Annotated in this window: 6 protein-coding genes; 2 read left to right on the forward strand and 4 right to left on the reverse strand. The window is 72.4% G+C overall.

Going from position 1 to position 12,234, the window contains the following annotated elements:
* Positions 1 to 8 precede the first annotated feature (8 nt).
* The 3 genes from ACFWI4_RS16260 to ACFWI4_RS16270 all read right to left on the reverse strand — a co-directional run bounded on the left by ACFWI4_RS16260 (position 9) and on the right by ACFWI4_RS16270 (position 8,510).
* The gene (locus ACFWI4_RS16260; protein ID WP_387196130.1) at positions 9 to 5,060 is read right to left on the reverse strand and encodes a hypothetical protein; all 5,052 of its coding nucleotides are present in this window, start codon (positions 5,058 to 5,060) and stop codon (positions 9 to 11) included.
* Positions 5,061 to 5,269: 209 nt separating this feature from the next.
* Complete coding sequence (locus ACFWI4_RS16265) at positions 5,270 to 6,781, reverse strand: cellulose binding domain-containing protein (RefSeq protein ID WP_387196133.1); 1,512 nt, start codon at positions 6,779 to 6,781, stop codon at positions 5,270 to 5,272.
* 406 nt (positions 6,782 to 7,187) lie between these two features.
* On the reverse strand, positions 7,188 to 8,510 hold the full coding sequence (locus tag ACFWI4_RS16270) for a radical SAM protein (RefSeq protein ID WP_387196136.1): 1,323 nt from the start codon (positions 8,508 to 8,510) through the stop codon (positions 7,188 to 7,190).
* A 163-nt stretch (positions 8,511 to 8,673) separates the two neighbouring features.
* On the opposite strand from ACFWI4_RS16270, the gene ACFWI4_RS16275 reads away from it, so the two are divergent.
* Positions 8,674 to 9,522 (forward strand): alpha/beta fold hydrolase, encoded by an 849-nt coding sequence (locus ACFWI4_RS16275; protein WP_387196138.1) that lies wholly within the window; start codon positions 8,674 to 8,676, stop codon positions 9,520 to 9,522.
* Between the two features lie 97 nt (positions 9,523 to 9,619).
* On the opposite strand, the gene ACFWI4_RS16280 is transcribed toward ACFWI4_RS16275, so the two are convergent.
* Positions 9,620 to 10,630: a hydroxyacid dehydrogenase gene (locus ACFWI4_RS16280; RefSeq protein ID WP_387196267.1), complete on the reverse strand. Its 1,011-nt coding sequence runs from the start codon at positions 10,628 to 10,630 to the stop codon at positions 9,620 to 9,622.
* A 260-nt stretch (positions 10,631 to 10,890) separates the two neighbouring features.
* Between ACFWI4_RS16280 and ACFWI4_RS16285 the strand changes: the two genes are divergently transcribed.
* A complete protein-coding gene (locus tag ACFWI4_RS16285; RefSeq protein ID WP_387196140.1) occupies positions 10,891 to 12,141 on the forward strand; it encodes an FAD-binding protein in 1,251 nt (416 codons plus the stop codon).
* Positions 12,142 to 12,234: the final 93 nt, after the last annotated feature.

Consider the following 12,234-nt stretch of genomic DNA (forward strand, 5'->3'; position numbering starts at 1 on the left):
CGCTGCGTTCAGAGCACATAGCGTCCCAACCTGTCCTCGATGCCGTCGCGGATGTCTGTCAGCGTGGCCTGGACGGCGGCGGTGCAGTCGCCCGCGTCCAGCTTGCGGGAGATGGACTGGGCGATCAGGGCGAAGTACTCGTCGGTGCCGTTCTCGCGGGGCCCGGGAAGCCACTGGCCGAACACGTTGCGCGCCGCGGTCAGCAGGACCGGGTCCGCGTCCTTGAGCGAGGCGAGCAGTTCGTCCCAGTGGCCCCAGTAGCCGAGGCCGATCAGCCGGGCCCGCTCCATGCTGGGGTGCATCGAGAGGGTCTCCTGGGCCATGATCCGCAGCGTGCTCTCGGCCTCCTTCGCGATCAGCGCGAGGGAGTCCTCCATCAGGGCCAGCCGGCCGAGGTAGCCGATCGCCGTGACGGCGTGCGCGGCGAGCGTCACCTCGACGACCCCGTGCCGCCCGTGCGAGTGGGTGATGAGCGTGTTGATGTTGTACTCGCTCTCGGCGACCTCCCGGGCGAACGGCAGCGCCTGGTGCAGTCCCGCGCTGGCCGCCAGCAGGACGAACTGGTGGGCGGCCACTCCGTCCGGGCTCGCGGGTGCCAGTTTCATCAGCTCACGCTGTTCCTGCGGGGTCAGGGCGGCGGGCTGCACGCAGGGGGCGTCGAGCAGCACGTCGACGCTGCCGAGGAGGGAGATCCGGGCCTCCGCGTCGAACTCCTGCTCGCGCAGGAAGAACCGCATCTCGGCGCGCGGCGGAAGCGCCCGCCGCCAGGTCATGGCCCACGGCCAGTGGAGTGCGTCCTGGTCGAGTCCGGGCTTGGCCATGACGTCGTGCACCCGCAGGGCGAGCCGCAGTCCCGTCCCCTGGTCCAGTGCGATCGCGGCGGTGACGAAACTCGCGACGGCGTCGACGTACTCGGAGGTGAGGGAGGCGAGGAACGGCTCCAGCAGGTCGTCCAGGGCCGCGTGCTGCTCCGGTGGGAGGCAGGAGACCGCCGCCGCCACCAGGGACAGCCGTGCGGGTGAGTGCCGTTGGAGTATCCGCCGCAGATCGGCGACGTCCAGCCGCAGTCCCTCGGCGAGGATGTGGTGACCGGCGATGACCGAGAGCTGCTCGTTCTCGCGGAGCAGCAGCGCCCGCCAGCGTTCCGGGCCCGGCCGTGAGCCCTCTTCGTACTCGTCGAGCACCGCGGCGGCCAGCACGTTGGTCGGGGACTGCTTCTGCTGTTCACGCGCCGCGGTGCGCAACAGCCGCCGCCAGCCGGGGTGTTCGGCCAGGCCCATGCGGAAGCGGTAGGCGAGGAGGGTCTCGATGCGCCCCTCCGCCGCGAGCAGTTCGAGCAGGGCCATCCGCTCGTCGTTGAGGGCGGACGCGGCCTCCGTGCCGGCGGTCGTCCTCAGCGCCTCGTCCACCTGTCTCAGCCGGCCCGCGCAGGCGTCGCCGTACGTACGGCGCAGGGCGCGGGTCGGCTGGATGTTCAGGTGCCGCAGGGCCTCCCACGCCTGGGAGACGACGGGCCAGCCCGCGCCGGGGACCACCCGCGACAGGACGTGCGTGACCAGGCTGTTGAGGCCGGTGACCTGGACGGAGCGGACCGAGCGCGCCACCACGCGTTCGTCGACGGACACCTCGGAGGGCGGGTCGAGCAGCCGGATCAGGACCTTTTCGAGGCGGGCGGTCGCGGTGGGGACGAACCACTGCTGCATCATCACCAGGCCGTCGAGCGCGGCCTCGACGGCTTCCGGGGCGCCGTCGCGCTGGAGTCCCGCGGCCTCCAGGACGTCGAGGGCGGACTGGGAGCCGTACTTCGCCAGCGCGTAGGCGGAGCGCCGCCACGCGGGCAGGCCGCTGTTCGCCGCGTGCAGGACCTCCTTCTGGCGCCGGAGGAACTCGTCGCGGGCGCCGCCCACCGCGTCCTCGGGGGCCGCCTGCAACAGCATGGCCCCGTAGAGGGAGTTGGCGGCCGCGCCCTTCTCCACGACGGCGGCCACGACCTCCGGGCGGGTCTGCGGGTCGGCGACGAGCATCTGTGCCGCGTCCCGCCAGGAGTGCTTCAGGATCCGGGACGTCACCTCGTCCACCTCGTCCTCCGCGTACTGCTGGAGCACGGAGGCGGCGCAGTAGGCCTGTACGAGGGGATTGCAGAAGGTGATGCGCGACGACTCCTCGTTGATCACGCTGGTCGTCAGCAGTGAGTTCAGCGTGGCCTCCGCGTCTCCGTCGCCCCGGTCCGTGAGGACTGCGAGGGCCTCCTGTCTGCTGAGCGCCCCCGAGTCGCCCAGCCGGGTGACGAGTTCGCACAGCAGCCTCAGCTTCCGCTCGACCTCCGTGGCGTGGTTGCTCGACTGCAGTTGTCTCAACAGGAACTTGTGGGCGAGCACGCCGGGGTTCGCGGGTATGTCGCCCGTCTTGGCGAAGTGCTCGACCAGCATGTACAGGAACTGCGGTTTTCCCGCGAGGTCACGCAGGGCGGCCGAATCGGGGTCCTGGAAGAGTCTCTCCTGGAGCTGGTCGAGCTTCTTCTCCCAGTCGTGCGGCGCCCGCGCGCGGAGCACGTCGGACAGGAAGCGGCGCGCCGCGCCCTCGCGCACCTTGTGCAGGGCGACGGCGGGCCAGCCCAGCGCCTGCGGATCGTAGCTGTGGCCGCGCTGGCAGACCACGACCTTCACATGGGGCGCCTCGATCCGCAGGTCCTTGAGCCACTGGAAGACGTCGCCGCGCCAGCGCGGGTCGACCTTGTGCAGGCCGTCCACGGTGAGGTGTACGACGCCGAGCGCCATCAGCCGGCCGAGCCGCTCCTCGGACAGGGAGTCCGCGAGTCCCGACGCCTCCCTCAGGACCGCCGCGGTCGGGAGCCCGTCGGCCAGCAGCCGGCTGAGCCGCGGGGCGCTGACGAGCAGCGGCAGCCGGCAGCCGGCCGTGCCGCTTCCCGTGGGCCGGCCGGCCGCCGCCCGCGAGGTCAGCAGCTGTTTGCGCAACTGCCGTGCCACCACGGTCGTTCCGGAGCCGGACTCGCCGAGCAGGACGACGGCCTCCTGCGCGCCGAGGAGTTCGAGGCTGTCCCGGGAGGCGGCGGACAGGGCGCCCTGTCCCTGCTGGACGAACGGTTCGCCGGGGGCGAGCGCGTGGCCTTCGAGGGGGATGTAGACGAAGCCCGCGTCCGGTCCGCCCTCGCACTGGGAGTCCTGGCAGTCCGCGTCCTGGCAGCAGCGTCGCAGGGTCGAGACGGCTTCGGTGAGCGGTCCGGCCGCCAGGCACCGCGCGGCCGACTCCCGCCAGGAGGCGATCTGTTCCTGGTTGCCGGCCTTGTCGGCCGCGAGGACCGCGGCCGACAGCAGATCGCCGCTGCCCCAGTCGTCGCCGTCGCCGTGTTCCAGCAGCACCTCGCACGCGGTCCGCATCTCTGCCTCGCCCCAGCGGGCGAACAGGTCGCCGCACCGCGGCGACAGGCTCTCGCACGCGACGGCCGCCGCGGCGGTCGCGGCGATCACCCGGGGGAAGTCCTCGGGGGTGGCCTCCCACTTGAAGGTGCGGCAGGCCGCCAGCATGAGGTGCTGGAAGTAGTGCGCCGGGAACGTGGCCCGGGTCTCGTCCGGCACGCACTGCCAGACCCCGCGGCGCAGGGCCCACAACAGGGAGAGGCAGCGGGCGAGTTCGGGGGCCGTGTCCCGGTGGCGGGCCGCGAGATCCTGCTCGGCGCGGTCGGTGGCCTCCTGCCCCCACAGCGGCAGCGCCACCGTCAACAGGCCGAGACAGCGCTGGAGTCGGATCAGGTCCTTCCACGACAGCAGGCTCGCCACGCAGTCCCGCAGGACGCAGACCTCCATCCACGCGGTGTCGGAGAGGGTGTAGGCGTCCGTCCGGAACGAGGCGAAGTCGATGAGGTACGGATTCGGCCCGCAGAAGAGGATGTTGCGCGGGTTGAGGTCTCCGTGGACGGCCGAGCGGGTCCGTTCGGCCGACTCGCTGTCGAGGGTGTCGTGGAGCAGTCTCAGGGGGTGGTCCGCGGCGACCCCCTCGTAGACCAGGCTGTCCTCTCCCTCGCGGAACCCGGTGCCGCCCGAGAAGGCGTCCGCCAGCAGCTTCGACCATTCCTCGGACCGTACGGACGCCACCCGTCCGAAGACGTCGAGAGCGGAACCGGGCTTGATCTCACGTGACGGCCTGTTGCCGGCGACCGCCTTGCCCGTGAGGGCGACGCGTACCCGGGTGGACTTGAACTTCCCGGAGACCGTCACCCCCGCCACCTTGACCTCGTCCAGCCGCAGCCGGGCGCGGTTGCCGACGGCGAGGGAGCGGGCGGCACCCGGCGGCGCGGTCGAGGCGCGCAGTACGCGGCCCGACTTCAGGACGTCGCCCCGCATCTCGTCCTCGGCGGGGTTGCCGTCGACCAGCGGCACCAGCCCGTCGGCGGTCTCGCCGATGTCGTCCACGGTGAGCGACAGATCGCAGCCCAGCCGCGCGTTCTCCTCCGTCAGGTCACCGTCCCCGGGGACCCGGTCGCGGTAGAGCTTGCGGGTGAGTGTGCCCATGAACGCGGAGACCACGGGGACCGCTTCCTCGAACCGCTGCGGGTCCCGCAGCGCCTCCGTCCACAGGTCCTCCAGGGACCGTACGACTCCTCCGGGGTCGGGGTCACGGTCGCGGACGTGGGAGTAGATGACGACGTGGCGGTCGAACGTCGTGGCGAGCTGCGGGTCGCGCACCGAGGCGCTCACCGCGACGATCGGCACGAACAGGGTGGAGTCGAGGGTCGTGGCCAGTTCGCGGTAGGCGGCCCACTCCTTGACCGCGTCCGGGTAGGGCATCAGCTTCGCGACCTGTAAGGACGTCGCGGCGGGCCGCGCCACCTCGATCTCCAGGACCTCCGACCCGCTGCGTCCGCCGGCGAGCCTGCGCAGGACGCGGACCGTGCGGACGTTCTTCGGCCAGGTCCCCTCCTGGGCGCAGGCCGCCTCGGACTCGCCGTCACCGACGGCGACGTCCAGGAGAGCGTCCTTGATCTCGTCCTCGTCGGCCGTGTCGATGCCGCAGCCGGGCGCGAACGCCACCTGCCAACTCATGGACACCCCCGGTGCATCAGGAAGCGGCGCACGCCCGTTCATGGCGCCTCGTGATGCCTGCGTACCAGTGCGAGAGTGTAGCGACGCGGCACACCCGTGGGGTCGCATCGCGCGACGGCGGGCACGGATTCGCGGCGCGCCCCCTCCAACCGGTCGGACTCGGTCAATTCGCGTGCACTTTCATGCACCAACAGGCCTGTACGGGACGGTCAATGAGCGTTCGCGCACCGGCCGCCGTCGAGGCTGAAGGTGGCCGGGGAAGCGTTCCCGTCGTGCCAGGAGCCGAGGAAGCCGAAGGTGAAGGAACCGCCCGCCGCGACCGACCCGTTGTACTGCTCGGCCGAGGCGGTCACCCGGGAGCCGCTCTGGGAGAGGACGCCGTCCCACATCTGGGTGATCCGCTGGCCGTCGGCGAAGGTCCAGCCGACCTGCCAGGAGTCGAGGGCCTCGGCGGAGGTGACGGTGACGTTCACCTGGAAGCCGTCCGCCCACTGGTCGACGACGTCGTACTTCACCGTGCAGGACGCGGGGCCCTGCGGAGAGCCGGACGGCTTCGGGGAGGTCTTCGACCCCGGGGTCGCGGCACGGGTGGCCCGGTCCGGGGACGAGGCCGTGCCCCGGGGTTCGGGGCCGGACTTGGCGCCGGTGCCGGCGCTGAGGCCCACCGGTTCGGGCGACACGAGCGAACCCTCGGCGCGTTTCGTCGCCGGCGGGGACGACACGCCCGGGTCGGCCACCGGCCGGCCGTCGGCCGCGTCGCCGGACGCGGAGACGGCCCCGTCGTTCTTCGCACCGAAGGGCATCAGGGAGACGGTGAGCGCGAGTCCGGAGACGATCACGGCGGCGACGAGCAGTCCGGTGCGGCCGATCCGGGGCGCGGCCTCCTTGACCACGGCGAGTCCGGTGTCCGCGGCCGCGTCCGTACGGCCCCCGGCCAGCCCCGCCTCGGCGGCGCGGCGCCTGCGTTCCAGATAGGCGAGACCGCCCCAGCCGATCACCCCGCCGGCGAGCGCGGCGGGCAGTCCGCCGCCGTGCAGCCGCAGGCAGGCCGCGGCCTCCGCGCACTCGACACAGCGGGCGAGGTGCCGGGAGAGGTCCTCGGGCGTCTCGGCTCCCGGCGAGCGGGTGACCGCGTCGAGGAGCCGGGCGTAGCTGCGGCAGTCGGCGTCCATCGGTGTGTCGAGGTGGTTGCGGTGGCACCGGTCCCTGAACAGCGTCCGCACCTGGCCGAGTTCCTCGGCGGCGGCCACCGGGTCGAGGCCGAGCCGCCGGGCCACCGCGGGCAGCGGCAGCGCCTCCACCTCGACCAGCCACAGCAGGGCGGCGTCGGGTTCCTGGAGGTCCTTCAGACCGCGCAGCGCGACCGGGCGGTGCAGGGGCGGCCCCGTGTAGCGGGCGGCCTTCTCGGAGTTGAGCCACAGCCTGAGGTCCGGGTCGAGCCGGTGCCCCTGGCCGTGCGCCTCCCAGGCGGCGGCGGTGGTGCGGACCGCGTTCAGCAGCAGGGGGATCCGCGGCAGCCGGGGGTTCCTGCGGCCGGTGGTCTTCGTACGGGCCGTGGCCGAGCGCGCTTCGTCGATGCCGTGGGTGAAGGCCTCGGTGGCCAGTTGGGTGGCCGCGGCGGAGCCGGAGGTGCACAGATCGGCGTACGACAGGACGGCGTCCCAGCATTCCGAGAACAGCGCGGCCTCGGCGGCGTCCTGGGGGGTAGGCAGGTCTGGCATGGGGGGCTCCTGCATCCACTGCTTCACGTGCAAGGTCACAGAACGCCCAACTCACCTTTTTCGCGTGGGAGTTGGGGGCTGCTTCGACGACGGGCCAGAGCTTTTCACGCGATCGACACAACTGACAAGCGGCGTAGTCACATCATGCGTTCGCGCGATCACAGGACGGCCGGTGGGACTCCCGTGGCCAGAGTGTCGACGCGGTACGGACCCGAGGGGAGCCGATCGCTCCGACCTTCACAGGACCCGCCCCTCCGGGAACTCCCCGCCGCCCCCGTCCCGGCGCGGACGAAAGCCCACGGCCCGGACGTCGGTGTGACGTCCGGGCCGTGGGAGAGGAGGGCGGCGCGGGGACCGTACGAGCTCGGCGCGAGGACCGTACGAGCCAGGCCGCGAGGGCGTCGGCTCACGCCTGGGAGGCGGGCTCCTGCGCGGGGAGGCTGTCCATGAAGGAGCTGACGGAGAAGACCGCGCGGCCGGGGCCGGGCTCGCCGTATCCGGGCGGGGACTGGAGCCCGAAGTCGTCCATCGTGGCGCGGTAGGCCTCCAGCAGACGGATGTGGTACTCCAGCGGGGCGCCGTTCGGGTTGGCCTTGCCCAGCGGGGTGGTCGGCTCGGGGCACCAGGTGGTGAAGCGGGGCGTGATGCCGTGCGACATGAAGAACCGCAGGCCCTCGGTGGTCGAGGCGATCGCCTCGTCGACACTGGTGAAGCCGAAGGGCTCGGCCATCTCCACGCCCGCGACGAAGTTCGGGATCACGTTGCGCGCGCCGAAGATCTCGGCGGAGTCCAGGATGCGCTTGTGCCACTCGTCGCGGCCGACGTAACGCTCCTTGCCGGGGCAGTACATCTTGAACAGGTACTCGTCCCACACCTCGTAGTTGGGGTGGTAGATCTGCACGCCGTGGTCCTTGAACCGCTGGACGTCGTCGCGGGGCAGGGCCTGGGCCACCACCTTGCCGATCCAGCGCCCGGGGAACCGCTCCTCGATGGCCTTGGCGTAGTGGCCGTAGAAGTCGGCCTCGTCGCGTCCGGCGACCGTCCTGGTGATCGCGCCACCGGTGAGGGTGTACGCCGTCGACGCCTTCGCGGTGTCGTAGCGGTCGATGATCTCCAGGGCCTCCAGGACCTCCTCGACGTCCTTGACCCCGGTGTAGGGACGGCCCGCCGCCTTGTGCTGGCGCCAGTTGTGGTTGATGTCGCAGTACTGGCACTCCTCCTTGGCGCCGAAGTACTGGCAGACGCGGAACACCGTGAGGTAGATCAGGTAGCCCCACTGGATCGTCGGGGCCACCTCCATCACGGACTTCCCGTTGGAGAGCTTGTGCCGGTAGTACTCGGGCATCGGCGGCACGCCGACGTCGGAGATCCGCTTCCCGTCGAGGTACAGGCCGAGGACGCCCTCGTCGTCGGCGGCCACGCGGTACGGCGAGGCGGGGTTGACCCGCACGGAGACGACGGTGCGGCGCAGGTCGTACGGGCCACCGGTGAGGATGATCTCCTCGGGCGGGCGCCGCAGGGCGGCCTCGCCCAGCTCGGGCAGGGTGCCGTGGTCGAAGGAGAAGATGAAGTACGACTTCGGCTTGACCTCGCCGCCCTCGTTGTCGCTGAGCGCGGACGCGTCGAAGGCCACGCCCCCGCGGAGCAGGTCCTCCTTGATGACGGCTTCGCGCGGCACGTGCGGGAACCGCTCCATCAGATCCTCGACCAGCGCGGTGCGGCTGCCCATCCCGTTCTCCTCGCTCCCGACCTGCTTCGTCTGTCGTGTTCGACTCCTCACGGTATGCCCCCGCCCGCCCGCCGGCGGTGCCGGGTCCCCCGTGCCACGCCGGACCGCCTCCGGCCCGGGATCTCGCTTGCCCCGTCCGGACACCACTGCGAGAGTCGTCGCCATGCCTGCCTTCAGCGCGTACGACGGGACCGAGCTGGCCTACGGCACCGTCGGCGACGGCCCTCCCCTGGTGTGTCTGCCCGGCGGCCCCATGCAGGACTGCGACTACCTCGGTGACCTGGGCGGACTGTCCGCGCACCGACGGCTGATCATGATGGACCCGCGCGGCACCGGCGGCTCCGCGATCCCGGCGGACCCCGGCTCGTACCGCTGCGACCGGCTCGTCGACGACGTCGAGGCCCTGCGCGAGCGTCTCGGTCTCGACCGGATGGACCTGCTGGCGCACTCCGCCGGGACGAATCTGGCCCTGCTGTTCGCCCAGCGCCACCCGGAGCGTGTCGGGCGCCTCGCGCTGATCACCCCGAGCGTCCACGCCGTCGGGGTGGAGGTCACCGGCGAGGCGAGACGGGCGACGGCGCTGCTGCGCCGGGACGAGCCCTGGTTCCCCGAGGCGTTCACGGCCCTGGAGGCGATCGTCGCCGGGAACGGGAACGCCGACGCGTTCCGGGCCATCGCGCCCTTCTGGTACGGACGTTGGGACGGGGTCGCGCGGGCCCACCGGGACGCCGGGGACAAGCACAGGAACCACGAGGCCGCGGCCCGCTTCGCCGACGGCGCCTTCGCCCCGGACGCCACCCGGGCGGCGCTGGCCCGGCTGGACTCCCCGGTGCTGGTGCTGGCCGGGGAGACCGATCTGAATTCCCCGCCCCCGGCGATGGCCGAGGTCGCCGCCCTCTTCCCGGACGCGGAGCTGGTCGTGCGGCCCGGGGCCGGACACTTCCCGTGGCTCGACGACCCGGAAGGGTTCGTGGCGACGACGGAGGCGTTCCTGGCGGGGTCCGGACGCTGACGGCGGAGGCGTTCCTGACGGGTCCGGTCGCTGACGGCGGAGGCTTTCCGCGTCGAGGCCCGGCCGGACCGGGCCGTCAGCCGGCCGGAGCAGGCCGTCACGCCGTTCGGTGCAGGTCCTTCGCTGTGATCCGGTGTGCGAGGGGTTCTCCGGACAGCAGGCGCCGTGTCTCGGCCAGGACCGTCAGGCCCAGACGGGCGACCTCGTTGCCCTGGGAGCCGGCCAGGTGCGGGGTGACGAAGGCGTTCGGGAGGTCGTGGAGCGGGGAGTCGGCCGGGAGCGGCTCGGGGTCGGTGACGTCGAGGATCGCGCTGACGTGCCCCGCGCGCAGCGCCTCGGCCAGGGCCTCGTGGTCGACCAGAGAGCCGCGCGCGGTGTTGATCAGCACGGACCCGGCGGGCATCAGTGCGAGCTCGCGGCGGCCGATCAGATGACGGGTCTCCGGGGTCTGCGGGGCGTGGACCGTGACGACGTCACTGCCGGCGAGCAACTCGTCCAGCGGCAGCAGGGGAACACCGAGGGCGGCGGCCCCGGCCTCGTCGACATAGGGGTCGGTGAGGCTCACGGCCAGGTCGAAGGGCCGGAGCAGCTCGATCAGGCGCCGGCCGATGCGGGAGGCGCCCACGACGCCGACCCGGCGGCCGAAGTTGCCCGTGCCGGGAAGCGTCCCGTCGTGGGGGAAGGTCCGCTCGGAGCGCATGCGTTCCCGGTGCGCGAAGACGTTCTTGCCCGTGAGCAGGATCATGGCGAGCGTGTACTCGGCGACGGGCAGCGCGTTCGCGGCGGCGGCCGAGGAGACGAGGATCCCGCGCTCCCACACCGCCGGGGTGGCGAAGCCCTTCACGGAACCGGCGGCGTGCAGGACGGCCCGCAGTCGCGGGGCCGCGTCGAGCGTGCCGGCGTCGAGCACCGGGCAGCCCCAGCCGGTGATCAGGATCTCGGTCTCGGCGAGCCGGGCCCGTACCCGCGGATCGGCGAAGTCGCCCGCCACGAACGAGGGATCGACGTCCAGTTGTTCGCGCAGCCGGGCGAGGACGTCCGGAGGGAAGATCCGCGGCACGTTCTCCGCGGTCATGGCGAACAACGCCACGGGCCGTCCGGACGGCATCGCCGCAGCGCGCTCGGGCAAGGGGGTGACCTTCCGGTTCGGTGACGCCGACGACAGCAACCGCTCTCTACGGTAGATCGCGCCACGTGAGAGGGTCAACGGACCGGTCGGCCACCGTGGCCGACCTAGGTCGTGTCCGTAAAGTCGCGTCGTCCGCCCGCCGGGCAGGCGAGACTTTGCGGACACGACCTGGGGGTACGTTCCCCCGGGTGGTCATCGCACGGGCCACCCACAGCGACTTCCCGGGGAGGGACGCAGGGATGACTCGGACCCTGACCAACTGGGCCGGCAACATCACGTACACGGCCGGGGAACTGCACCGGCCCTCCTCGCCCGACGCGCTGCGCGCCCTGGTCGCCGGCAGCTCCCGGGTCCGGGTGCTGGGCAGCGGGCACTCGTTCAACGAGCTCGCCCAACCAGGCCCCGGCGGTGTCCTGCTGTCGCTGACCGGGCTGCCGCCCTCGGTGGACGTCGACACGACGGCCCGTACGGTACGGGTCTCGGGCGGCGTCCGGTACGCCGAACTCGCCCGCCGGGTGCACGAGCACGGACTCGCGCTGCACAACATGGCCTCGCTCCCGCACATCTCGGTGGCCGGATCGGTCGCCACCGGCACCCACGGGTCCGGGGTCACGAACGGGTCCCTGGCCGCCGCGGTCCGCGAGGTCGAGCTGATCACGGCGGACGGCTCCACCCTGGTGATCGGCCGGGGCGAGGAGCGGTTCGGCGGCGCCGTGACCGCGCTCGGGGCGCTCGGTGTGGTCACCGCGCTCACCCTCGACCTGGAACCGGACTTCGAGGTGAGCCAGCAGGTCTTCACCGAACTGCCGCTGGAGGGGATCGACTTCGAGACGGTCGCGGCCGCCGCGTACAGCGTGAGCCTGTTCACCGACTGGCGGCGCCCCGGCTTCCGGCAGGTGTGGCTCAAGCGCCGCACGGACCGGCCCGCGCCCGACTTCCCCTGGGCCGAGCCCGCGACCGAGGCGCTGCATCCGGTGCCGGGCATGCCGGCCCGCAACTGCACCGAGCAGCTGGGGGTCCCGGGCACCTGGCACGAGCGACTGCCGCACTTCCGGGCCGAGTTCACCCCGAGCAGCGGGGCCGAGCTCCAGTCGGAGTACCTGCTGGCGCGTTCGGACGCGATGGCGGCGCTGCACGCCCTGGACGCGATCCGGGAGACGATCGCGCCGGTGCTCCAGATCTGCGAGGTGCGGACGGTGGCCGCGGACGAGCAGTGGCTCAGCCCCTCGTACGGCCGGGACACGGTGGCGCTGCACTTCACCTGGGTCGCGGACACGGAGGCCGTCCTGCCGGTGGTCCGGCGGGTCGAGCGGGCGCTGGACCCGTTCGGGCCGCGGCCGCACTGGGGCAAGGTGTTCACCGTGCCGCACGCGGTGCTGCGCGAACGGTCGCCCCGGCTGGACGAGTTCAGGGCGCTGGCCGGCGAACTCGACCCGGCAGGCACGTTCACCAACGCCTTCGTACGGGACTTCCTGCACCCGGCCGGCTGACCCCCTCAGCCCCCGCACCCCCTTCCTCCACCCCATTTCCCAACCCCTTGTCGAACCTCGGCGGCGGACCCTAGCCTGGACGGTGCAGCGGGC

Source organism: Streptomyces sp. NPDC127038 (assembly GCF_042725875.1).
Classification (GTDB): Bacteria; Actinomycetota; Actinomycetes; order Streptomycetales; family Streptomycetaceae; genus Streptomyces.

Excerpts from the sequence above, each read along its gene's own strand:
- ACFWI4_RS16270 (WP_387196136.1), bottom strand. The coding sequence starts at position 8,510 with ATGGGCAGCCGCACCGCGCTGGTCGAGGATCTGATGGAGCGGTTCCCG.
- ACFWI4_RS16260 (WP_387196130.1), bottom strand. The coding sequence starts at position 5,060 with ATGAGTTGGCAGGTGGCGTTCGCGCCCGGCTGCGGCATCGACACGGCC.
- ACFWI4_RS16265 (WP_387196133.1), bottom strand. The coding sequence starts at position 6,781 with ATGCCAGACCTGCCTACCCCCCAGGACGCCGCCGAGGCCGCGCTGTTC.
- ACFWI4_RS16285 (WP_387196140.1), top strand. The coding sequence starts at position 10,891 with ATGACTCGGACCCTGACCAACTGGGCCGGCAACATCACGTACACGGCC.
- ACFWI4_RS16275 (WP_387196138.1), top strand. The coding sequence starts at position 8,674 with ATGCCTGCCTTCAGCGCGTACGACGGGACCGAGCTGGCCTACGGCACC.
- ACFWI4_RS16280 (WP_387196267.1), bottom strand. The coding sequence starts at position 10,630 with ATGCCGTCCGGACGGCCCGTGGCGTTGTTCGCCATGACCGCGGAGAAC.